The organism is Ignavibacteriales bacterium (assembly GCA_015709675.1).
Classification (GTDB): domain Bacteria; phylum Bacteroidota; class Ignavibacteria; order Ignavibacteriales; family Ignavibacteriaceae; genus H2-BAC3.
The window spans coordinates 3,145,935-3,168,989 of sequence record CP054182.1 but is presented as its reverse complement, the minus strand read 5'-3'; the positions used below and the strand labels follow the sequence as shown (position 1 = coordinate 3,168,989).

The following is a 23,055-nucleotide window of genomic DNA, read 5'->3' as shown; positions in this document are numbered from 1 at the left end:
TAGTTACCGTGTAAAACTTCTGGTTAATGTATTTCTTTCCTGTGATACTGGCTTAAGCATCCTGCTTCCTTCAACTTCCTGAAATGCCCAGTCGAAAACTACTCTGTCTCTGGTGATGCTGGTAATCCGGATCTTCGCGAAATGGTTGTTCCAGGTCCAGATGATATACGTATGGCCGACTTTTGCAACTGCATCCTTTGTGGAAGCCCAACCGCTTTCAGGCGCACGGGTTATCTCATAAAGGTCAACGGTCGGGCCCATATCCTTGATATCGGTATCGTCCCAAACGTTCAGATAAAACTGTCCGTTATAGTTTTCAAAGAAGAAGTCAGAAAGATTGTCGTCAAAAGCAACAACTCTCTCAGTTGTCAGGTTGTAGCCGGAATTATTCGGGAATCTGCGGTAGTCAAAAATTGACTGATTATACCCCTCCGGTCTTGGAATAACATAAGCATAATCAGAACTGAGACTGCTTTCATTGCCGGAATAATCGAATGCTGCAACAGCGTAAAAATACGTATTTCCGTTGATTACTTCGTCATCAAGGAAATAATTCCTGCGGGTTGAACCAATAAGTTCATACCGGCCGTTATATGATGTGCTTACGTACACATTATAACCTGAGACATCCGACTCGCGGCTCTCATCCCAGAAAAGTTCAACAAGTCCGTCACCATTCATAATGAGCAGGTTTCTTGGAGCCGATGGGGGAGTGTAATCAGCATCGTATCCGTATTCTTCACAACCGGTCAGGAGTAAACCGCCTGCCAGCAGTATTATCGAAAAAATTATGTTCCGTTTCATTTTTGCATCCTTTCCTGATGTTCTTTCTCCGGGAGATGCAATTTGGATGCCAGAGAAAACAGCCGGATTTAGCCGGATTTCTCAGGTTTACCATTCCGGTTGTCTAAAAAAATAGTCACATTTTGTGCACTATTTACTACCGGACTTAATGTTCCGGAATCAACTTTCGCTTCTGTGAACCTGATTTTTATTTATCACACCCAGAGATTTTCCTTTTAATGTAAAACCATCATAGGGCGTATTCCGGCTCTTCGACTTAAACTTTTTAACATCTACTTTCCACTCAAGTTCAGGGTTGATTACCGTCAAATTTGCCTGAACTCCTGCTTTAATTGCAGGAACTTCCAGGTTGAGGATTCTTCTGGGGTTCACAGCCATTTTCATTACCACGTCAGCTGAAGTAAGATGCCCTTTGTGTACCAGTTCGGAAAAAGTTAACCCGATGGCAGTTTCCAGTCCGAGGATTCCATTGGGGGCATACTCAAATTCCATCTCCTTCTCTTCAGGGGAGTGGGGTGCATGGTCGGTGGCTATAACGTCAATAGTACCATCTTTAAGACCGGATATCATCGCAAGAACATCCTCATTTGTGCGGAGCGGAGGGTTCATCTTTGCGTTTGTATCATAGGTCATAACCGCTTCATCGGTCAGAGTAAAATGATGAGGTGCTACCTCTGCTGTCACTTTAATTCCTTTTGCTTTTCCTTCCCGTACCAGCTGAACTGCTTTTGCGGTGCTGATGTGGGCAATATGAACCCTGGCACCGGTCAGTTCTGCCATCATGATGTCACGGGCAACGGTCAGTTCTTCAGCGATGGCGGGAATTCCCGGTAGTCCCAGTTTTGTTGAAGTGACACCTTCATGCATTGCCCCGCCGGCTAATGTCTCATCCTCACAGTGTTCGATCACCGGTTTGTCGTACATCTTTGCGTATTCCATAACCCGGCGGAGAATTTTTGCGGTTTTAATGGCAACACCATCATCAGAAAAAGCAACAGCGCCTGCTTCAACTAATTCACCGATGGGAGCAATAAGTTCACCTTTCCGCTCACTTGTTGCAGCCCCTATTGCATAGACATCCACTATGTGCCCCTCGGCGCGTTTACGTATATATTCAACCACTTCGGCTGAATCAATCGCCGGTTCGGTATTGGGCATGCAGGCAACTGCAGTGAACCCGCCGGCTGCCGCTGCGTCTGAGCCGGTGGTAATGGTTTCTTCATCTTCACGCCCCGGTTCACGCAGATGAATGTGCATGTCCATCAGACCGGGAACAACCAAAGCGCCGTTAACATCCCATACTTTAATGCCACTCTCATTTGCGGGGAGGGGGCCTATTGCGGTAATGATGCCGTTTTTTATAAGCAGGCCGTCTTTCGTATCTACTCCGGAAACCGGGTCCAGCAGATGAGCATTTTTTATATATATATCCATTGTTTCCTCTTTCCTGAATTAATTTTGTGTGCCTAATAAAAAGAGCACAGCCATTCTTACTGCCACTCCGTTGGTTACCTGGTCAAGTATCACCTGATGCTCGCCGTCAGCCACTTCTGCTGAAAGTTCAACACCACGGTTAATAGGCCCGGGATGAAGTATCAGTACATCTTTTTTATTCTTCTCAAGCCGGTGTGAGTCAATTCCGTAGAATTTCTGATATTCCCGTATTGACGGAAAATACTCCCTTGCTTTTCGTTCAAGCTGAATCCGCAGAACATTGAGCACATCATTTGCCTGAATGGCCTCATCTATATTGTAATGTACATCCACCCCCAGATCTTTGATATACGGCGGAATCATGGTTGCCGGACCGCAGACAGAAACTTTAGCTCCCATGGTTGTGAGGCCGTATATATTAGACAGCGCGACGCGGCTGTGAGAAATATCCCCGACGATGCAGACTTTAACCCCTTCAAGCCGTCCGAGTTTTTCACGGATAGAATACATATCCAGAAGCCCCTGAGTGGGATGCTCGTGGGTGCCGTCTCCGGCATTTATAATTTTTGACCCCGAGATCCGCGTAAGATACTGCGGAACGCCCGCTGAAGCATGCCGGACGACTATCATATCCACTTTCATTGCTTCAATATTCCTAACGGTATCCTTAAAAGACTCACCTTTGGTCACACTGCTGGTTGAAACAGAAAAATTCAGACTGTCCGCCGAGAGCCGCCGTTCAGCCAGCTCAAATGAAATTCTGGTACGGGTAGAGTTTTCATAAAAAAGATTTACCACGGTTTTCCCCTGAAGAGTGGGTACTTTTTTAATCGGGCGTTCAATCACTTCTCTAAAGGTAACCGCGGTATCAAGAATTTCCTGTATATCCTCACGTGAAACGCCGTCTAATCCCAGGAGATGTTTAATACTCAGAGCCATGGCTTATGCTTCTCCTTTCAGACTGCTGCTGTCCACCAGATAGACTGCATCCTCATTATCAATTTCTTTCATTTTCAGTTTTATTTCCTCATCCACTGAGGTCGGGGTGTTTTTGCCGACATAATCGGCACGGATCGGCAGCTCGCGGTGGCCGCGGTCCACCAGACAGCAGAGCTGAATGGTCGCGGGTCTGCCAAACTCCATAATAGCGCAGAGGGCGGAGCGCACCGTTCTTCCGGTATAAAGCACATCATCAATGAGGATGACATCCTTGCCGGTTATGTCAGCGGTTATATTTGAAACTGATACGGTGGGCTGCTTGAGGTTTGTGCGAAAATCATCCCGGTAGAGGGTAACATCCAGTATGGCAAGAGGAACATCCTTTTTTTCAATCTCACGTATTTTTGCCGCAATTCTCTTTGCGACGAATTCACCCCGGGTTCGCATTCCCATCAGAATAATGTTTTCTGAACCGTTATTGTGTTCAAGAATCTCGTGTGATAGCCGGGTGATGATACGCTGAATTGCGGTCTCATCAAGAATGGTTGCTTTAATCTGCATGGGGGTAATCCTCAACTTTCTGAAGGCAATGCTTCATGGAGGTATAGGGGAGGGAAATTTTCATGGGTACCTTCTCTACTTCTCGAATAGAATTAAAGGAAAAATTGGTTTGACAAATATAGGGAAAAACAGGACTCTGTTACGGAAATTGGCAAAATTTCTGCCGTAAATTACACTGTCAAGAAGGTATCAAGATTTCTTGAAAGTGTCTTGACAAATTGCAGAAATCTGATTACTTTTGGTCAGGAAAAAACCCAGTATAAAAGAAAAAAAGGAAAAGAGCCATGCCCGGAAAAATGAAAAGCTCCGGCAAGAAGCTTAAAGTAGGCACCGTCCTTGATGAGCAAATCTATCAGCAGCTAAAAGAGCGCGCCGTAAAAGAAGGACGTACCATAAGCGCAGTCGTGAGTGCTGCTTTATTGGCATACTACACAACTCCGGTGATTGATTTTAAGGCAAGAAGAGAGGCAGTAAGGAGGTTCTGCTCGACCCCATTCAAACTTACCAGAGAGGAACTGGAAGAAATTATGGAATTAGATTTTTATGATCAGTAATACAAAAGAATTTCTGCAACATTGATGTTTATCAAATTACATTTTACAAAAAATAGCAAAAGAAAGTAATCATGCCCGGGAAAAAGAATACCTCTGGCAAAAAACTCAAAGTAGGCACCGTCCTTGATGAGCAAATCTATCAGCAGCTAAAAGAACGTGCTGTTAAAGAAGGACGCACCATCAGCGATGTCATACAGGAGGCGATAGTAGCATACAACGCCAAGCCGGTGATTGATATTGAAGCTAGGAAGAAGGCGCTAAGACGATTTTCTTCTAATCCATTTAATTTAACAAGGCAAGAACTCGAAGAATTAATGGCACTGGATTTTTACGATCAATGAAATTACATGAAATTCCAAAAGAGGAAAGAGTTCTCATTGATGCGAACATCTTTCTATACACCCACATGAGGTCTTCTGTTGATTGTTTTGAATTTTTGGACAGGTGTGCTGAGAACTTATATTCCGGATTTGTACCAAGTCATATCATGTCCGAAGTGATGCATGTAATCATGCTCGCTGAAGCAAGAAAATCAGGCATTGTTTCAGGAAGTAATCCGGCAAAACAACTCAGTGAAAAACCCGGAATGATAAAATCCATGTGGGAGTATAATGCAATTATGAGGAATATATTAGATGCCGGAATCACTATAGTACCTGTCAATGGTGAAGACCTTCATTCTGCACTTAGATTACAACGACTGCATGGACTCATGACAAATGATTCAATATTTTTAGCAGTTGCACACCGTCTGGAAATCAAAGCAATAGCCTCCGCCGATAAAGCATTCAGAAACATCCCCTCCATTGACCTTTACGAGCCGGGGGATTTGTAGGGAAATTGTGGATGATATTTTTCATAATATATATTAGTTAATATATACAATATGAATTACCAGTATGCAGAAGTACTTAAAAAATAAATAAATTTATAGAATTTATTTGTCCTGAAGTTCCATTACATTCAATTTACTTATTGGTTCCATACGCTGAATGCATTGCCGGAGAGTAAAGTGATATAGAACTTGCCGCTGTTTCTGATCAGTATTAAGGGAGCAACTTTTTTGATGAGAAAAACTAAATAAATATATCCTCCAGACTTCCATTGATTTAGAAATTCGTCCATTTAAACTGGAGACTTTGCTTTGGAGAATCCGTTTGCGAGAGAGAGATTTTAAGGACAGGGAAAAGAATTCTCTGATCACTTCTATCACTCTTCCCGTTCCCACTTCTTATCATCCCGTGCCTCAGAAATTATCCTGACTACTTTTATTCCGGTTTGTTCATTGGTTGAGGTAAAACGTCCATAGTACCATTTCTGTTCGGTCTGATAAGCAACCTCGGAGGCTTTAATTTCCCTTACGATGTCATATCCGTCTTCATAACTGTCGGCCACAACGGTCAGATCCTGAGGAAGTGTTTTCAGTTTCTCGATAAGTTCTGCTACGTTCATAAATGCTCCGATAATTTATTTGAAAATATAATAAATGTTCCTGAGATTTAAAAAGTGCCTCAAAACCCTCACTGCTTTTCCCTATTTTTAAACTTTCATTTTCAGAATTTATGCAGTCCTCATTACAAACTCTTAAAACATATTTTGGTTATGACTCCTTCCGCGGCAAGCAGGAGGAGATAATCAGCCGCCTTACTGAGCAGAAGCAGCATGCGCTGGTACTTATGCCTACCGGAGGAGGGAAATCACTCTGTTATCAGATTCCGGCTCTGATGTTTGAGGGGGGAACCATTGTAATTTCTCCTCTGATTGCGCTGATGCAGGATCAGGTTGATGCACTCAGGAAAAGAAATATCAGGGCTGCGTTTATTAATTCCACTGTAAGCGCTGCCGACAGGGAAAAACGTCTCGCGCAGTTCGTAAGAGGTGAACTGAAACTTTTATATGTAACACCGGAGCGGTTCAGAAAGGCAGAGTTTACACAGGAGATAAAAAAAGCTGATATATCTCTTCTTGCTGTGGATGAGGCACACTGTATATCAGAATGGGGGCATGATTTCCGTCCCGACTACAGCCGCATCGCAGAGTTTCGTGAAATGCTGGGAAATCCGCTCACAGTTGCTCTTACTGCAACAGCAACTCCTGATGTTAAAATTGATATTATAAAAAAACTTGGTCTTACTCCTGATGAAGTTCGTATATATGAGGAGGGGATTGAGCGCCCCAATCTGCGGCTGGAAGCGCTTGATGTTTTTGACGAAAAAGAAACACTTCGTGAAATTAAACGGGTGCTTACCGATTACCGGGGATCAGGCATTATCTATTTTGCGCTTATTAAAAAGCTTGAAGAGTATTCTGAAAAACTCAGGGATGCCGGATTCTCTCATTCGGTATATCACGGTAAACTTGAACCTCAGCAGCGGAAGCGTGTTCAGAGGGAATTTCTCTCCGGCAATCAGCAGGTGATACTTGCCACTAATGCATTCGGTATGGGGATTGATAAACCCGATATACGGTTCGTGATTCATGCAGAAGTGCCCTCTTCGCTGGAATCATATTATCAGGAAATCGGCCGGGCGGGCCGTGATGGTAAGCCGTCTCTTTGCCTGCTTCTTTATAATAGTGAAGATCTATATACCCAGATGCAGTTCGTCCAGTGGGCAAATCCCGATGCTGAGTTTTATCACCGGATGTATGAACTTCTTCTGGCAAAACCTGGTGAGGTAAATTCTCTCGGGTACGAATTTGTTATGGAACAAATGAGCCACAAAAACCGTTTTGATTTCAGGGTTGATACTGTGCTAGGGATGTTTGACCGTTATGGTGTAACATCAGGCTCACTTGAAGAAAGGAATCTGGAAGTGGTTTCAGAACTGCCGCCTGAACTCGATGATGAGGAATATCTGAAGCAGAAACTGCTGAGGGATAATACAAAACTGCTCTCAGTGGTTAATTATTTTAAGCATAACAAATGCCGCCGCACTTCAGTTTCGGAGTATTTCGGATTTGGGACGAAAAAAAATTGCGGAAATTGCGATATTTGCACCGAAAATGCTGAAAATGAGGCACCTCACTAACGGCACGATTATTGATAAATTATACAAGAAAACGATATCATATTTAGAAGGACTATTGAATGCGCGTTAAATTATTTGTTTTTGCAATTCTCTCATTGTTTATTTTTTCAGCATGTGAGAAAGAAGCCGAAAAATCTCCCATCGCGGAGAATGAACTTCCTCCCGGAACCCGTGTAGCTCAGGTGTTGGAAGTTCAGGAAGTAGCTGCATATACCTACCTCCGCGTTAAAGAAAAAGAAAATGAATACTGGATGGCTATTACCAAGGCACAATTTAAAGTGGGCGAATGGGTTTACTTTATGAATGCCATGGAAATGACCAATTTTAAAAGTGAAGACCTTAATAAAACCTTCGATAAACTTTTATTTGTTGAAAATGCAAAAAACCAGCAGGAAGTAACTGAAGCACTTAATAAAGTTTCTGAACCGCAGAAGCCGACTATTACAAAGACCGATGTCTCTGTTGAAAAGGCTGAAGGGGGGATTACCATTGGTGAACTTTATGCAAATCCGGCAAAGTATTCAGGTCAGTCAGTTAAAATAAGAGGTAAAGTGACCAAAGTGAATCTTGGCATTATGGACCGTAACTGGTTCCACGTCCAGGATGGCACAAGTTCAGGTGAAGATTTTGATCTGACCGTGACCTCAACAGAAACCGTGAATGAAGGGGATATTATCACCTTCCAGGGAAAAGTAGCTGTTGATAAGGATTTTGGATATGGCTATACCTACAAAATGATTCTGGAAGAAGCAAAAGTGCTTTCGAAGAAAATGTAGAATTTTCAGTAAAAAAGCTGCAATAACCCCGCAGAAACTCGCTTTTTGCGGGGTTTTTTTATTCCCCGAATAACCCACCCAAAGACTCTAAGACACAAAGGGATGCAAACTCCTAAAAATTCATCCTTCATAATTCATGATTCATGCTTCAAATACTGTTTTTTATTTCAACTGATTTCACTAACTTGACCTATCCGGCGTTCGATTTCTTCCAACCATCTGCACTCCGGCCAAAATCAGTCATCATTTAATAAAAACTTAGGAGAAAAAGTTGAAAAAAAACTTCCTACTTTTTTTTGTCTTTCTTCTGACCTCGTCACTGTTTGCACAGGTTGAAGTAAGCACCCGTCTGATGCGGGCTTTACAAAATTCATCCCCGACAGATTATATAAAAGGATTCGTGTACCTCCGTGATCAGGTGGATATCGAAGCGCTTGATCAGCAATTGTATGCTGAAAATGCTACTCTTGAACACAGAGCATTCACGGTAATCACCACACTTCAGAATAAAGCTCAGAGTTCTCAGCAAAACCTCATCAACTATTTTGAAGAGCGTTATGCTCAGAGGGAAGTGTTTGGTTACAAGTCCTTCTGGATTGCCAATATGATCTTAATTGAAGCCAAATCCAGTGTCTTCTATGAACTGATGAACAGTATGGAAGTTGCCCAGATGGATCTGGATGCAGAACTGAAACTTGACAAACCGACTGTAGTTGAACACAATGTTGAATCAACCGAATCCGTCGAACCCGGCGTAAAGATTATCAATGCAGATAAACTTTGGGCAATGGGTATTACCGGTCAGGGCCGTTTAGTCATGGGTATAGATACCGGTGTGGATCCTACACATCCGGCTATCAATCACAAGTGGAGAGGCAATACTGTTCCTGCCAGCCAGGCATGGTTTGATCCGGGCGGAGGCTCAACCACCCCTAACGATTGTGACGGTCACGGAACCCATACCATCGGAACCATGGCAGGCCGCTCCACAACCACTGCTGACACCGTTGGTGTTGCTATTGATGCTCAGTGGATTGCCGCTAAAACAATCTGTTCCTCACCCCACACCTCAAATTCTGTTGCCGCTTTCCAGTGGGCAATGAACCCTGACGGCAACCCTTCTACTATTACTGATATGCCGGATGCAATCGGCAACAGCTGGTATGATCCCAATGTTTCAAACGAATGTACCGGTATATATAAAACCACACTTGATGCAGTTGAGGCTTCAGGTATCGCGGTAGTTTTCTCAGCAGGTAACAGCGGACCAAGTGCTTCCACCATCACCAAACCAAAGAATATCAGTACTACTGAGGTGAATGTTTTCGCAATCGGAGCAATTGACGGCGTTCAGTATCTCGGCGGTAACAATAATCCGATCGCCAGTTTTTCGAGCCGCGGACCTTCAGTTTGCGGTGGAACAGGCTCATTTCTGATAAAGCCGGAAGTCTCAGCTCCCGGAAATAATGTCCGTTCATCCTATCCGGGCGGCGGATACTCAACACTCAGCGGTACCTCCATGGCAGCTCCCCATGTGGTGGGTGCTATTGCGCTCTTAAAGCAGTATGCTCCAACACTTACCGGTGCCCAGATTAAAATGGCTCTTTATAATACCGCAAAGGATCTAGGTACAGCAGGTGAAGATAACACCTACGGAATGGGTCTGATTGATCTCTATGCTGCATTCCTTACATTAGGAACCCCTGATACCGTTGCACCAACGCAGATTACTAATCTTGCCTCAGCTGAGCCGCAGTCAAACAGCCTGAAACTCACCTGGACGGTTCCGGATGATACTTCAAATGGCGGTGTAGTAGGATATGCAATTAAGATGTCCAATGCACCTATAACAGATACTGTTGCTTTTAATAATGCTCAGGATGTTCCCTTCAACGGAGCGCCTGGCGCTTCAGGATCAACTGATATGGTTATGGTTGGCAATCTTCAGCCTGCTACAACTTATCATTTTGCTATCCGTGCACGTGATCTTTGGGGTAACTGGTCCTTGCTTTCAAACAGCGCTTCAGGCACAACCCTTGGCGCTCCTGCACTTTCCGTTACTCCTGACTCAATGCACAAGCAGTTAAGCGCAAATATGGTATATGTTGACAGTCTCGTTGTGTCAAATACCTCCGCGCATGCTTCAACACTGAACTACCAGGTATCTTTGCAGAACAGCACATTCCCGGGTAACGTTAAACTGACATTAGTACCTCATCAGACTCAGGTGCTTGAAGGAAAATATCCTGTGAAAGGTGATGAACTCTCTCAGTACACACCTGGACTTTCAATTGAAGGACAGGGCGGACCAGATGCTTTCGGATATAAGTGGATTGACAGTGATGAACCGAATGGTCCTGCATATGAGTGGAATGATATCGCAGCCACAGGAACAAATGTTACTACCTGGACTCCGACTGGTACTTTTGGTGCTAAAGATGAGGGACATTCAGGTCCAATTACTCTTCCGTTCCCATTCAAATTCTATGGAAACGTAAAGAACACCGTTTACGCTTCTTCGAATGGCGTAATTCTGTTTAACGCTCCTACTTCTAACATATTTACCAATGCTGCTATTCCTAATGCTGCAGCACCGAACGAATATATTGCCCCGTTCTGGGACGATCTTGACGGCACAAACGGAGGTGAAGTATATTATAAGGCAGATGGCGGTAAATTCACCATCCAGTACAATAATTGGCCAAGATATTCCACAACCGGTTCATCATTAACTTTCCAGGTTGTGCTTTATTCTAACGGCAGAATAATGATTTACTATAAGACAATGACCTCATCCACCATGAACTCGGCCACCATCGGTATCGAAAATGGCAATGGTTCAGTTGGATTGCAGACTGCTTATAATGCTGCCTATGCAAAGAATAGCCATGCGATCAAATTTGCTGCAGATCCTGAATGGATGACCACCCAGCATACCGGAGGTACCCTGAATAATGGTGCATCAGCATCGGTTGTTATGGAGTTCAGATCGGAAGACTATCCTGCCGGTATGTATACCATGGATGTTGTTTTCTCTACCAATGATCCGTTAAAGCCGACTCATACTATACCGGTCAGTCTTTATATTGACGGTGAAGTACCGGTTGAATTAACCTCATTTACCGGTTCTGTTAATGGCAACACTGCACTACTGCAATGGGTGACTGCAACAGAAGTAAACAACAAAGGTTTCCGCGTTGAAAGAAGAAATGAAAACTCAGCCTGGAAACAGGCCGGTTACATTGACGGCAGAGGCAACACTACCGAAATCAGCCGTTATGAATTTACCGAATCAGGACTGGAAACAGGTGTTTATTTTTATCGCCTGATACAGGAAGACTACAACGGAACCAGCAAAACTTATGATGAAATCAGAGTGGAAATCAGCCGTCCTGATGTATTCTCACTGAATCAGAATTATCCTAATCCGTTTAACCCTGCAACCAGCATCAGTTACTCTCTGCCGGTCAGAGGAAATGTCGTGCTTGATATTTACTCAGCCCTTGGTGAAAGAGTTGCCACTCTGGTTAATGAAGTTAAAGAAGCTGGATATCATCAGGTCAGTTTTGATGCAAGCCAGTTAACCAGCGGAACATATATATACACCATCCGCGTTTCAGCTGGTGAGTCATCGTTTACCGACACCAAAAAAATGATTTTGGTTAAGTAAACTACACTCACAGTTTTTATGAAAAGGAGGCCTCATTCAGGGGTCTCCTTTTTTTTTACCTATAGGGGTAGTATCCCTGTTCTGCTGCTGGGGGGTGGAAAGAAAAACAGTCTCTGACAGCAAAAATTAAGCATCAAATAAGGGGAATTGCTCTATATTTGCATAATTCTAATAAATCATTCCGGAAAATTTTTGCGCGTCGATTATGAAAAGCTAAAGCCCTGGGTTATACCCTCATCGGCTATAGTCTCAGTGAGTGTACTTCTTCTTGTCATTACAAGGGTAGTTGATATGCTGCTGTACCATTATAACGCGAATGTATTTGCGGTACTTTACACCCAGGACGCCGGAAATCTCACCAATACCATAGGGGGGCTCGGTGAACTGGTTTCAGCCATCATGGGTATTGAAATTACCGTACTTGCCATTATCGTACAGCTGGCCGCGAATAAATACTCCTCAAAGATAATGGAACTGTTTATTCAGAATAAGATTAACATTATAGTTATCATGCTGTATGTTATAACGGCAATCTATACTGTTACGGTAAGCAATACGATAACAGGTGAAAATGTTCCGTACTTCTCAATCACCTTCAGCCTCCTGATGATATTAAGCTGTCTGATGATTGTTATACCTCATTTTAATTATGTTTCAAATTTCCTCCGTCCGAATTACTTTATTACCTATGTGCAGGACAAGATTGATAAAGATTTGCAGGACATTATAAAAAAGTCAGAGGCCGCCGGAGGAAATCCTCCTTCTTCTTTAGTCTCAGAGAAAAAAGACTCTATTGCTGAGAATATTAATTTTATCGGTGATATCGCCCTTAATTCCGTAATACAGGGGGACAGGGCTACAGTGCTGCTTTGCGTTGCGACGTTAAAGTCTCTCACGGTTGATTATCTTCCCCTAAAGCAGTCCCTTCCAAACAGCTGGTTCAAGTTCAGCGGTCTGGCGTATTATGATCCTGATTTTTCGAGCTATTCCAGGTTCGTGCTATCTGTTATCGAACGGAAAAAAATATTCCTGGAAAGAAAAGTATTCCGGCTGTTTGAAATGCTTTACTCCAATTCAAGGGTAACTCTGAGAGATGTGGCCTCCGGAGTCCTGCTGAACTCCGAACTGATCGGCTCGGGAGCGATGAAAGCCAGCGATAACGGGGCACTTCACTGCACATTTCAGTATTTTAACTCCTACCTGCGTATTGCCATTAGGGAGAGGGATCCGCGCTCGGCATTTAACACACTGGAGCATTACCGTGTGCTGGCTGAAGAACTGATGGATGTGAACCCCAAAATGGTGGAAACCATTTTCTTTTACTTTAAATACTATGGTCAGGAAGCGAACAAGTTTCAGGTGTTATTTATTCTTGAGACTGCTGCTCATGATTTGTGTGTTCTGATGGAACTGGCCTACGAAAAGCAGGTGCCAAATCAGGCTGCTCTGTTAAAATTGTTCCTTACAGTTGATGAGCCCATAGAAGAATCAAAAGAAAAGGGTTCTTCCAAGGAAGCTTCCTTGATAGGGGTCCGCGTGGCTCAGGCAAAACTTGCCGGTTTTTACCTGCTTAACGGGGAAGAAGACCTGGCGCGGGTCATATTTGAGGATATGAAACTTGAGCCCTACGGCAGAATCATGAAAATCCAGGAGTTGATTGAGAACACCAAAGAGGAAGAATTTTGGGAGATAACCCCCCGCGGGGTTAATTTTAATTACGTATCAGATGAGCGCCGTCACGCGCTGAAAGCTTTTTTTGGCTGGTTTGAAGAAAAAGAGGTTAAGGAATCGTGAAGATATTTCAGGAATTGCTTTTTTAGTTTATCTTTCAGACTATTATTTAATTAATTCCGAACATTATCCTCAACTTTGCGCTCACCGATGAGGATAGCTGAATGACTCCAAAATGTGTGAGCTATGTTGTGTGTGTGTTTTATTTTTTCCCATTGATTTAGTTTTCAATTGGAATTAGTTTTTTTTTTAACGAAATTTTAGCTCTAAACGATATTCAATTAACTTAAATCCAATATATAGGAGAATCTACTGTGGCAACTCAGAATCAGAAACCTGCTAGCGGTCCTAAAACAGCTTTCGGTCGTTACATGGTGTATACCTTCATTCCTAACTATGCCAACAACATTCAGGGTTTGGTGTACATGGGTGCAGCGTTACTCATTATCATCGTCGGTCTGAAAGGATTAGGAACAGCTGCCTACAAAATTCCCATTGTTCCACCGTTCCTTCTTGATCATGCGACTCAGAAGGTTTCTTCAACCTGGGTGATGATCGCTCTCTTTCTCGAATTTACACTCCTGATGATCCTGGCAGTGGTAACTTTCTTTACCCCTGAAGATTCTTTCGGAGATGCTCATCATGCGGACGATAAGAAGCCTGCTGCGGCAGCTCTTGTACCGGATGCTGAAGTTGCAAAAGCTAAGCAGACCATCAGTGATCTTCGCGGCGTGGTTGATGCTGAAATGAAAGTTATTAACGACCAGCTCGCTAATCTCGAAAATATCAACAAAAAACTGACTGCCCAGAAAAACGAATTCTATAAGTCCATCTCCGAATTGAGACAGGTATTTAAGGGTTAATAATTAAATAAATATCTTTAAAAAAGGAGTTTAAAATGGCAAAAGGTGGCAGCGGAAAAATGCTCTACTTCGTACTCTATGTGGTACTTATAGTAGAGTTGTTGATTATCAGCACCGAAAGAGACGAATTAGAAGAGGAAGAACACAAGATCAGGGACAAAATGCTTGTAAGTATTGCCGAGTCCTATAAGGCTCCGCTTATTCTGGCAGCAGTTCCCAAGAGTCTTGATTTCAACGTTGGAAGCGCCGACAGCAAGGAAGCTACTGTAGTTCTCTCCGCTATCGGGCTCGTCTCAGAAGATGAGAAGAAAAATGTGGAATTCACCGTTAAGGTTAAGGGTTCACCCGTTCCCTCAGGCTGGCCGGGAGAACTTTCCTCAGCTAACGCAGATACCAATAAAGCATACTACGTTCTGAATGAAAGTGGTACTGGCAAATTTATTGCAAAAATCACCAACGAAGGTGACTTCAAATTTGTTGCCCAGTGCCGCGTCCAGCGCAGTGTTCCTGACTATCTTACTGAAAGATTGAAAGGTCAGCTCATGGAGCTGATTGGCGATCTGAAAGAAGGAGTATCAAATCAGGAAGAATTCACTATCCGCGCCAAACGGCAGGGTGGTGTAAAGCAGGCTGCGGGCGCGCTTGTTGACTAGCAAATAGTTCTACAAAATATCAGGCAGGTCACATCGCACCTGCCTGATTTTTATTATTTTTGAAATAATCTAAACCGAGGATACGATGTTTTTAAAAAGGTTAAGCTTTGTGGCAGTAATGCTGCTTAGTATCAATCTGTTTCCCCAGACTATCAGTGACACGATAAATGTTGTTAAACTGCAGAATTTTAATGTCCCGCAAGTTGGCGCTATTGTAGCTGCTAACCTTCTGAGTTTTGATTTTACCGCTGAACTGCTGACTGCTGATGGTCAGAAAGTTAGGGATATTAATAACTTTACGCAGCGTCCAAGGAAAGAAGATTTTTCAAAATATGTTGCCGGCGGAAGAGGAACAACTGTCTGGCTTGTTCTGCATGATTTTATTGATCAGCCGGGTAACTATTTAGTAAAAATCACCGTGAGCGGAAAGGGTGAAACAGGAGCATTTAAAGCGGACCGGTACTATGCTGTGAATGTTTCAGAACCGACTCTTGCGGCTCCGATTACTCTCAGACCCAACTATTTCTTTTCCGAAAATGATGTGATGAGTTTTGCCACATCCGAATACACCGATTTTAACTTGTATTCTTATCAGGTTTTGGACGGCAGCGCAATCGTTGACAGCGGCCGCGGTTCAGTAGTAAGACTTGATAAGATTTTAAGCGACATCAATTCGGTTGGTAAATCACTCACCATTAAGGGCTTTTATCAGGGTAAACAGTTCACTTATAAAAATCCCTTTAAGGATGCGGTTGAAAATTCTGAGTGGACTTTTTCTATTGACAAGCCGGCTGTCCAGAAGTTTAACGGATGGTCAAGTGCCGAACCGAAGGCAGGGGAAGATCCATGGTATATCAGTATAGACAATCAGTTCAGTAAATCATTCCTCTTTACCTATATGGGTATGAAACCGGGAGGAATAGTTGCGGTTACGCCTGAAGTGAGAAACCTCAGAGTTACCTCTGAACCAGAACAGTTTATTACTGGAGCAACCCAGCGTAAGCAGGGTGTGTTTGTGTATATTGATCTGAATGTCAACCAGGACTTCATGAATGCTATGTCAACCGGAAGCGATGCAGATATTAAAATAACCGTTCAGTTCAGAACGCAGTTTGGTGATCAGGTTAAAGAGACCTTTTACGCTACAGTTATTAAATAGGTTTTTAATTACTTATTTCTTTACAGATGGAATGTTTTTATGTTTAGAAAATTATTTTTAACCTTATTCTTCTTCATGATTTCTATGGTCATGGTTGCACAGGACCTTGATGAAATCATAAAGAAGATTGATCTTAAACTCCGCCGGGATAAGAGATATCTCAACCTTCATTACGTTGAGTATCCCTCTGATGGCAGGATAGATCCTGATTTCACCAATCTGCCCCGAATCAATGAAAGAGAGCCTGTCTCTCTTCAGGCAAAGGACAACATTATTTACAGGATTGTATTCCTCAAGGATGCAATCGGAGTGGATTCAATGATTGTTCTCTACGTTGATCAGATTACCAATCTCGCCGGAGGAGACTCTAGTTTCTTCGGTGATGCTTCTGGCCCGTCCTTTGACACGACCAGAGTCCTCACTTTTGGTGATATGTTCAATCTGAAAAATAATTATAGCAATATCTACTTCAAGTTTTACAAGGTTGTAGATAAGTTTATTAAGGAGAATCCTGATTCAGATCCTCCATCACTCCTCAGAATAAATCCTGATCAGGAGATTCAGACCAGTTTAGGTCTTTCTTCCCGTGACAATACTGACTTTCTCAATTATATGAGAGCAAATCATCCTCACTGGTATCCGAAACCAAAAGTTGTTCAGAAGACCAGCAGAAGAGGTCCGGAAGTAGTTGAAGTTGCTTCACCTTTCAAAATTGATGCAACACCGTCTTTTATAACATTTTCACACGAAGTAATGGACTTTTCACTGGGCGGCGCTTCAGTAGAACTCGGATTTGAAGATAAAGTCTTCAATGTGCTTCCTTTCAGAGGTCAGTCTGTTACAGGCGGATTCAGAACGCTGATCAGTCTTTCAGAAAAGAAAGAAGAAATAGAAAAAGCAGTAATGGTTGACGCAAGACTTCTTGCACGTGCTGCGGTTGATCTTACAGGATTTACTGATTATCTTGTCTGGAATCAGGCAGCCAGCCCTAGGCTTAACATGTCTAATGGTGCAGGACTTGACCTTTCACTCACTCGTCCATTCGGGCTTCCGTTCTGGAATCTTTATATTATGGCCGGCGTAATTGATTATCAGGGACCAGCTCTCAGATTCTCAAAATCTGCTACCCGTGACGTTGCATACTTCGGCGGAAATTCAATGGAGTGGTCAATGTCATTCTACTGGAACGAATCAGATAACTATACTACCAGATTCCGCATGGATGTGGGTGTTGGTTATCATGATGTTCAGGAAGCTGAATATGCCAAGAGATCAAACACCAAGATCTCGTCAAAAGAAATTTACGCAAATATTGCTCCGATGATCCAGTTCCATCTGAACTTCGCACCTGAAGGAACTGAACTTTTTGCATCAAAAACAAAGCTGTATGATGGTGTCATCAAATTCACTGCATGGCTTGCTTTGTTTGAGCTTGACGGCGGTCATCAGTTCAGACTTGAAACACAGTTGGTCACTGCTCCTGTCACAAGAAAGAAACGTCCCTATGAAACAGCAGGCGGCGGATCTATGCAGTTACGTTACAGATTCGGTTTATAATTTAGAAGAGAGCAAAAACCATGAATAAGAAATTTTTATTTGTATTACTGATTTTACTCGCGGGTAAATCTTTTGCTCAGAATGCTGATACTTCAGTTGCAGGGCAGCTTAAGACAATCTACGAGAGCTTAGAGTATAATACTCTCGCCTTTGATGACCTGAAGAAAAAATGGGTACTCACAGATCCTTTCTTCGTCAGAGAAATCTATAACAGATTTGTAGTTCGCGACGAACTAAGAATCAATGACCAGAGAGTATCACTTGATATCATTAAGCAGAGATCACAGGAAATTTACGACGGTAAAATCCTTGTTGATATGCGTAAAAGATACTATGATGATGAGATCGAGTATTTTGCATTCGTTCCTGAAGAGGAGATCGATAAAGAGAATCCAAAATATCTTTTTGATCCGGTAAGAGATCCGTTCCTGCTCAGAGACATCCTTGGTGAAAAAGTATACCTGAAAATGAAAGACCAGAGCTACTTCTTCAGTAACCTCACTAAAGAAGAGTACGATACCAAAAACGGTTACTACTTTGATCTTTATATGAACGTTCTTGAACCAAGAGTAATGTACTGGACTACTACCTCAAGTTTCCGTAATAAATATACACTCGGATTCTTTGGTAAGTGGGGTGCCGATCAGGTATTCCTGCCGGGATGGACTTCAATGGAGTACATCGTCGGTTCAGAACTGACTTATTATAAAGCTATCGCCAGTAATCCTGACAAATACTCCTACAGAGTTAACGTTGGTGTTTCTTTCCCGTCAACAATTCCTTTTGTCAGTGAACTTCCGGTTACTCCGCTTATGGTCTCAGGTCAGGCAGTTTACTTCAAGATCTCAGGTGATCCTCTCAAACTCTTTGGCGAAGATATCGGAGACTTTACCGTAAACTACGAGGTAAAATATACCGCGACAAGCTTCAGCCCAAAAGATCTGGGTAATACCAGACAGATAGACTTCTTTACCAACAGAGCCTATTTCATTCTTGAAGGACGCCTCAAGAATCTCTATAATCTTGGTGACTTCGGAGATGTTGAAGCTGCAGTTGGTCTTTCCAGCATGGATATAAATAAATTCAGAAGTACCCCTGGATCAAGCAAAACCACTGACCTCGAGTCAAACAAAAGCATCATCGAAAAACTTGACCACATGCTATTTGTTGATGGCGGTATTGCCAGAACCGGCGGTCTCATTCAGCATCGTTTTCATTTAACCCTCGGTTATTCTACAGGCGGTTATGCTGTTGTAGGAATAAAGTCACAGACCATGCTGAGCGGAAACTTTGGTTTTGATATCCGTGTCATGAGTGCACTTGGTTATGATAAAGGTTCTTTCCCCACCTGGAGAAAAGATGCTTATATAGTATTCTCACCGATCCTGAGAATCAACTATTAATTTCTAAATAAGAATCTTTTTTCAACAGTGAACGGGCAGGATGATTATTATCAGATATAAAACCTTATTGTTGTTTGGAATTCTGAGTCTCACAGTTTTTTCTCAGCCGATTAATGACCTTTATCTGAAGGTTGAGAAAAAACTGTCTCAGGACAAAAACTATCTTGATCTGTTTGCTGTAAACTTTACTCCTGAAGAAGCACAGCTTCAGCCGCTTTCAAACATTCCCAGAAGAAACGACCGCCCTTCTTTCTCTTTCAGAAAGAAGGACGGCGTTACATATCAGATCATCTTTAAGAAAGAAACCATTGAGCTTGATTCAATTACTCTGCTTTATGTGAGAGAGATTGAAGATAAACAGTCATCAGGGGAGTCTTTCTTCGGCGATGCATCTCAGGGGCCTCAGATAGATACCACTACCGTTCTTACTTTTGGTGATATACAGGATCTGTTTGATTATAATCCCTCTACCTACGAATATCTTTATACAATTGTAAAGAATTCAGTTAAAATTGAAGACCCTTCTGCACTGCTGAATCTGGTAATTGATGACGGCAGAAACAAATCAAAAGGAATTTCCTTTATAGATAACCGTGATTTTTTAAGCCATATGCGGCTTAACAGCACTCACCGGTATCCGGCCGATCCTGAAGATCAGCAAACACAGAGAAGGAGCAGAAGATCAGGTGAAACCACTTCTGCCAGCGATATGCAGATTGATGCAAGTTTCTCACATCTTACGTTTTACCATAACACACTGAATCTTGGTTTTGGTACTATTAGCGCTGAGATTGACATGGGTTCAAAAGTTCTTAATATGCTTCCTTATCAGACGATGGGAATGTCTTTCGGAATGAGAACGCTTTTCAGTCTTAAAGGCAATCTGAACAATCTGAGAAATGATTTCGTGATTGATGCCAAACTTCTTGGCAGAGCAAGAATTAATACATCCGATCTTATTTCATCACTTCCGTTTATCTTTGGTCAGCGGCCAAGTATAAACGTAGGACCAGGATTTGTTGTTGATCTTTCAACTTCAAGACTCTACGGCTTCCCGTTCTTTAATTTTTATCTTTCGACCAGTTCAGGTACTTCTTTAAGTCCTTATGTGACCTTTGGTCCTGCTGCAACTCCTTCTGCTTATTTCTCCTTTAATCAGTGGGAAGCAACATTCTCCTATTTCTGGAACAGCAGTGAGGAAAGGACCGTCCGTTTCAAGATGGACATTGGTGCTGCAAATTATGATATTTATAAGGTTGACTATACTCCTGTTACATCAAAGTCAATGATTTTTAACAAAACACAGCCCGTTATCTCTCTGCAGACAACATTTGCTCCTCTCAACAGTGAATTCCTCAGTGCCAGAGTCAGGTTCTACGATGGAGTCATGAACCTTTTCTTCTGGATGAAAATCATCGATATACAGGGGGTTGGTGCTTTCCGGCTTGAAACAAACTTTATGAGTGCGCCGATGTTCCGTTCGCTCTACCCATGGGAGACTGAAGGAAGTAATTCAATGGTTCAGATCAGATACAGGTACGGGTTTTAACTATGAAATTTAAAGTTTTATTTGTTTTACTGGTTCTTGCATCTTTAGTTTCAGCTCAGGATTTTCAGACTGAGCAAAAAATAATCAGAGTTCAGAAGATTTACGATAACTTAGAGTATAACACCACTGCGTTTAACGATCTGAAAAAAACATGGATTGTTACCGATCCGGTATATGTCCGTGAGATATATAATAAGTTTGTGGTGAAAAACGGACTGAAGATACGGGGTAAGAAACCAACATTGGCGGAACTTCGTCAGAAGTCCAATGATATCTACGAAGGGGATGTTTTTATAGATGTCCGCAAACGGTACTATGATGGTGAAATCGAACTTTTAAGATTCTTTACTGAAAGCCCGAACAGAGAGTCTGATACTTCTGACTATTTCTTTGATGAGGTATATGACTTCGTCTACATCAGGGAAATTCTTGGCCTTGAGCTATATGAAGATCTGAAAAAGCAGTTTTATGCTTTGAATGATATTACAAAAACCCTCTATGATTTCAATTATCAGTATAATTTTGATATTTATCTGCATCTTCTGGAACCGGAGATGATGATATGGAATCTTACAACAAATGCGCGTAATAAGTATTTGGTATCTTTGTTCGGTAAATGGGGAATGGACCGTCCTGCAATGCCCGGATGGTATTATCCCGACTATTTTTCCGGAGTCAGACTGAAATATTCCGAATATATAGTGAATACAGTTCCAAAAACAACGTACCTTGTTGAACTTGGTTTTGGAATTCCGGCAAAGGAGTTTTCAATGGGAGATGCAAATCCTCTTAATGCAAGACGCCTGAACCATTCTGGTACAAATATCTATATGCATTTTATCGGTTCACCCCTCGGAATGATTACTCCTGAACTCGAGGATATTGAACTGGATATTGAAGGCGCTTTTGCAATAACAGAGGATACTCCATCAGACTTTAAGAACACCGATAGTCTCTATTTTTTCAGTAACAGAAATTATTTCTCTCTGACTGCGCTCTATCCTGAACTCCTGGATTTTGGTGCTGCAGGAAAACTGAAAGCAGGAGGCGGTTTCGGACTGTACGATGTGAAGCGTTTTCTGTCAGTTCCCGGAGCGCCGCTTTTGACTGCTCTTCCCACCAATATATCCGGTAATTACCGCTGGATGCTTGGTGCTGAAGCCCATCTTGAAGGGGACGGAGCAATTATTTCGCATAAAATTTCAACCCTGTTTCATTACAACTTTAATGACTCAAATGGATTTTTGGGGCTGAAGTTTTTTGTGATGGTGACTAATTCTATTGGATTTGATTTCAAGGTATTTTCCCCTCTGCAATTTTCTGGTTCTCTCCCTGATTACAGGAACGACAGCTACTTCGTATTCTCCCCGGTTATTCGTATCAACTACTAATTTTTACGTAAGGATCAGATATTAATATCTGATCCTTCTCTTGCTAAAACAATACTTAAATCTGAATCCGGATAATTCCTGCTTTTGTAGGTGAGTGCCGTATTCAACAGCCTGTATACCTCTTCATCGTCATTTTCTGGAGCATGATGAAACAGTACCAGTTTCTTCACTTTAGCTTCCACAGCCAAATCTGTTCCAATAATCGCTGATGAATGTCCCCAGTTAATCTTCTCGATCTCTTCACTGAAAGAATACGGAGCATCAAAAATCAGGACATCAGTGCCCTGATAAAACTCTATATATTTTTTAATGCGCTCTGAGGGGAGATTGCTGTATTCACTGTCACTGGCATAAACAAATGATTTTCCATCTTTTTCGACCCGGTATCCGAAAGCTTTCCCAGGATGATTTAACTCAATATTTCTGACGGTCAGGTCGTTAATCTTAAGGATTTGTCCTTCAGTAAGTTCATTATAAATCCTTTTGGATAACATAATATCCAGCGAAACAGGGAAGTACTGAAATTGCTGCTGTCCTTCAAGACGTCCTTTGAGGTCAGGGTGGCGATGGTAGAAGTTGATGGTAGTTTTTGGACTATAAGCGGGAATAAAGAAAGGGAACCCCTGAATATGATCCCAGTGAGTGTGGCCGACGAACATATGCAGTTCAATATCACGGCCGCCCATGGTATGCATGATTTCACGACCCAGATCCCGCAGACCTGAGCCCATATCAAAAATCAGCCGGGTGCTTCCTGACTGAAGTTCGACGCAAGGGGTATTTCCTCCTAAAAAAGTAGTGTATTGCTCCTCAATGGAATCCAGGAATTTCTTTCTTTTTTCGGATGTTGATAAATCAGCACCCTGCGAAAATTCCAGAATTCTGAGTATTTTCTCTTGTAATTCACTGCTTTTTGGCGGTGAAGGTATGGACCCTCTGACCCCCCAAAACCTTACTACCATTGTATCCTGTAAACTGTGAA

At 42.4% G+C, this 23,055-nt stretch carries 20 protein-coding genes; 14 read left to right on the top strand and 6 right to left on the bottom strand.

Annotation, left to right across the window (positions count from 1 at the left end; genetic code table 11):
- Nucleotides 1–3: 3 nt before the first annotated feature.
- From HRU80_12330 to pyrR, 4 genes are all read right to left on the bottom strand, one after another.
- Nucleotides 4–804 (bottom strand): hypothetical protein, encoded by an 801-nt coding sequence (locus tag HRU80_12330; protein QOJ29618.1) that lies wholly within the window; start codon nt 802–804, stop codon nt 4–6.
- 159 nt (nt 805–963) lie between these two features.
- Nucleotides 964–2,238 (bottom strand): dihydroorotase, encoded by a 1,275-nt coding sequence (locus HRU80_12325; protein QOJ29617.1) that lies wholly within the window; start codon nt 2,236–2,238, stop codon nt 964–966.
- Between the two features lie 18 nt (nt 2,239–2,256).
- Entirely contained in the window at nt 2,257–3,177 is a 921-nt protein-coding gene (locus tag HRU80_12320) for an aspartate carbamoyltransferase catalytic subunit (protein QOJ29616.1), read from the bottom strand.
- Nucleotides 3,178–3,180: 3 nt separating this feature from the next.
- Nucleotides 3,181–3,738 carry a bifunctional pyr operon transcriptional regulator/uracil phosphoribosyltransferase PyrR gene (gene pyrR / locus HRU80_12315; protein ID QOJ29615.1) on the bottom strand — a complete coding sequence of 186 codons (558 nt, stop codon included), beginning with the start codon at nt 3,736–3,738 and terminating at the stop codon, nt 3,181–3,183.
- Between the two features lie 296 nt (nt 3,739–4,034).
- Here pyrR and HRU80_12310 point away from each other — a divergent pair, with 296 nt between their 5' ends.
- The 3 genes from HRU80_12310 (at nt 4,035) to HRU80_12300 (ending at nt 5,127) form a co-directional block, all read left to right on the top strand.
- On the top strand, nt 4,035–4,292 hold the full coding sequence (locus HRU80_12310) for a hypothetical protein (GenBank protein QOJ29614.1): 258 nt from the start codon (nt 4,035–4,037) through the stop codon (nt 4,290–4,292).
- 71 nt (nt 4,293–4,363) lie between these two features.
- Nucleotides 4,364–4,633, top strand: coding sequence for a hypothetical protein (locus tag HRU80_12305; GenBank protein QOJ29613.1), 270 nt, complete (start codon nt 4,364–4,366; stop codon nt 4,631–4,633).
- Nucleotides 4,630–5,127, top strand: a complete 498-nt coding sequence (locus HRU80_12300) for a type II toxin-antitoxin system VapC family toxin (GenBank protein ID QOJ29612.1) — start codon at nt 4,630–4,632, stop codon at nt 5,125–5,127. Before HRU80_12305 ends, HRU80_12300 begins: the two co-directional genes overlap by 4 nt.
- A gap of 374 nt (nt 5,128–5,501) precedes the next feature.
- On the opposite strand, the gene HRU80_12295 is transcribed toward HRU80_12300, so the two are convergent.
- A complete protein-coding gene (locus HRU80_12295) occupies nt 5,502–5,744 on the bottom strand; it encodes a hypothetical protein (protein QOJ29611.1) in 243 nt (80 codons plus the stop codon).
- A 110-nt stretch (nt 5,745–5,854) separates the two neighbouring features.
- On the opposite strand from HRU80_12295, the gene HRU80_12290 reads away from it, so the two are divergent.
- The 11 genes from HRU80_12290 to HRU80_12240 all read left to right on the top strand — a co-directional run bounded on the left by HRU80_12290 (nt 5,855) and on the right by HRU80_12240 (nt 22,073).
- The gene (locus tag HRU80_12290) at nt 5,855–7,321 is read left to right on the top strand and encodes an ATP-dependent DNA helicase RecQ (protein ID QOJ29610.1); all 1,467 of its coding nucleotides are present in this window, start codon (nt 5,855–5,857) and stop codon (nt 7,319–7,321) included.
- 59 nt (nt 7,322–7,380) lie between these two features.
- A complete protein-coding gene (locus HRU80_12285) occupies nt 7,381–8,097 on the top strand; it encodes an SH3-like domain-containing protein (protein QOJ29609.1) in 717 nt (238 codons plus the stop codon).
- A gap of 271 nt (nt 8,098–8,368) precedes the next feature.
- On the top strand, nt 8,369–11,767 hold the full coding sequence (locus HRU80_12280; GenBank protein QOJ29608.1) for a S8 family serine peptidase: 3,399 nt from the start codon (nt 8,369–8,371) through the stop codon (nt 11,765–11,767).
- Between the two features lie 192 nt (nt 11,768–11,959).
- The gene (locus tag HRU80_12275) at nt 11,960–13,561 is read left to right on the top strand and encodes a DUF2254 domain-containing protein (GenBank protein QOJ29607.1); all 1,602 of its coding nucleotides are present in this window, start codon (nt 11,960–11,962) and stop codon (nt 13,559–13,561) included.
- Nucleotides 13,562–13,923: 362 nt separating this feature from the next.
- Entirely contained in the window at nt 13,924–14,361 is a 438-nt protein-coding gene (locus HRU80_12270; protein QOJ29606.1) for a hypothetical protein, read from the top strand.
- A 35-nt stretch (nt 14,362–14,396) separates the two neighbouring features.
- Nucleotides 14,397–15,014, top strand: coding sequence for a hypothetical protein (locus HRU80_12265; GenBank protein QOJ29605.1), 618 nt, complete (start codon nt 14,397–14,399; stop codon nt 15,012–15,014).
- An 85-nt stretch (nt 15,015–15,099) separates the two neighbouring features.
- Nucleotides 15,100–16,173 carry a hypothetical protein gene (locus HRU80_12260; GenBank protein ID QOJ29604.1) on the top strand — a complete coding sequence of 358 codons (1,074 nt, stop codon included), beginning with the start codon at nt 15,100–15,102 and terminating at the stop codon, nt 16,171–16,173.
- Nucleotides 16,174–16,212: 39 nt separating this feature from the next.
- Nucleotides 16,213–17,730, top strand: coding sequence for a hypothetical protein (locus HRU80_12255; GenBank protein QOJ29603.1), 1,518 nt, complete (start codon nt 16,213–16,215; stop codon nt 17,728–17,730).
- Nucleotides 17,731–17,750: 20 nt separating this feature from the next.
- Nucleotides 17,751–19,133, top strand: coding sequence for a hypothetical protein (locus HRU80_12250; protein ID QOJ29602.1), 1,383 nt, complete (start codon nt 17,751–17,753; stop codon nt 19,131–19,133).
- 40 nt (nt 19,134–19,173) lie between these two features.
- Nucleotides 19,174–20,682, top strand: a complete 1,509-nt coding sequence (locus HRU80_12245; protein ID QOJ29601.1) for a hypothetical protein — start codon at nt 19,174–19,176, stop codon at nt 20,680–20,682.
- A 2-nt stretch (nt 20,683–20,684) separates the two neighbouring features.
- The gene (locus HRU80_12240; protein QOJ29600.1) at nt 20,685–22,073 is read left to right on the top strand and encodes a hypothetical protein; all 1,389 of its coding nucleotides are present in this window, start codon (nt 20,685–20,687) and stop codon (nt 22,071–22,073) included.
- A 14-nt stretch (nt 22,074–22,087) separates the two neighbouring features.
- Here HRU80_12240 and HRU80_12235 read toward each other — a convergent pair whose 3' ends face one another.
- Entirely contained in the window at nt 22,088–23,035 is a 948-nt protein-coding gene (locus tag HRU80_12235; GenBank protein ID QOJ29599.1) for an MBL fold metallo-hydrolase, read from the bottom strand.
- Nucleotides 23,036–23,055: the final 20 nt, after the last annotated feature.

What these genes read in the sequence shown, in the direction of transcription:
- HRU80_12330 (QOJ29618.1), bottom strand. Translation starts at nt 804, where the DNA reads ATGAAACGGAACATAATTTTTTCGATAATACTGCTGGCAGGCGGTTTA.
- HRU80_12325 (QOJ29617.1), bottom strand. Translation starts at nt 2,238, where the DNA reads ATGGATATATATATAAAAAATGCTCATCTGCTGGACCCGGTTTCCGGA.
- HRU80_12320 (QOJ29616.1), bottom strand. Translation starts at nt 3,177, where the DNA reads ATGGCTCTGAGTATTAAACATCTCCTGGGATTAGACGGCGTTTCACGT.
- pyrR (QOJ29615.1), bottom strand. Translation starts at nt 3,738, where the DNA reads ATGCAGATTAAAGCAACCATTCTTGATGAGACCGCAATTCAGCGTATC.
- HRU80_12310 (QOJ29614.1), top strand. Translation starts at nt 4,035, where the DNA reads ATGAAAAGCTCCGGCAAGAAGCTTAAAGTAGGCACCGTCCTTGATGAG.
- HRU80_12305 (QOJ29613.1), top strand. Translation starts at nt 4,364, where the DNA reads ATGCCCGGGAAAAAGAATACCTCTGGCAAAAAACTCAAAGTAGGCACC.
- HRU80_12300 (QOJ29612.1), top strand. Translation starts at nt 4,630, where the DNA reads ATGAAATTACATGAAATTCCAAAAGAGGAAAGAGTTCTCATTGATGCG.
- HRU80_12295 (QOJ29611.1), bottom strand. Translation starts at nt 5,744, where the DNA reads ATGAACGTAGCAGAACTTATCGAGAAACTGAAAACACTTCCTCAGGAT.
- HRU80_12290 (QOJ29610.1), top strand. Translation starts at nt 5,855, where the DNA reads ATGCAGTCCTCATTACAAACTCTTAAAACATATTTTGGTTATGACTCC.
- HRU80_12285 (QOJ29609.1), top strand. Translation starts at nt 7,381, where the DNA reads ATGCGCGTTAAATTATTTGTTTTTGCAATTCTCTCATTGTTTATTTTT.
- HRU80_12270 (QOJ29606.1), top strand. Translation starts at nt 13,924, where the DNA reads ATGGGTGCAGCGTTACTCATTATCATCGTCGGTCTGAAAGGATTAGGA.
- HRU80_12265 (QOJ29605.1), top strand. Translation starts at nt 14,397, where the DNA reads ATGGCAAAAGGTGGCAGCGGAAAAATGCTCTACTTCGTACTCTATGTG.
- HRU80_12260 (QOJ29604.1), top strand. Translation starts at nt 15,100, where the DNA reads ATGTTTTTAAAAAGGTTAAGCTTTGTGGCAGTAATGCTGCTTAGTATC.
- HRU80_12255 (QOJ29603.1), top strand. Translation starts at nt 16,213, where the DNA reads ATGTTTAGAAAATTATTTTTAACCTTATTCTTCTTCATGATTTCTATG.
- HRU80_12250 (QOJ29602.1), top strand. Translation starts at nt 17,751, where the DNA reads ATGAATAAGAAATTTTTATTTGTATTACTGATTTTACTCGCGGGTAAA.
- HRU80_12245 (QOJ29601.1), top strand. Translation starts at nt 19,174, where the DNA reads ATGATTATTATCAGATATAAAACCTTATTGTTGTTTGGAATTCTGAGT.
- HRU80_12240 (QOJ29600.1), top strand. Translation starts at nt 20,685, where the DNA reads ATGAAATTTAAAGTTTTATTTGTTTTACTGGTTCTTGCATCTTTAGTT.
- HRU80_12235 (QOJ29599.1), bottom strand. Translation starts at nt 23,035, where the DNA reads ATGGTAGTAAGGTTTTGGGGGGTCAGAGGGTCCATACCTTCACCGCCA.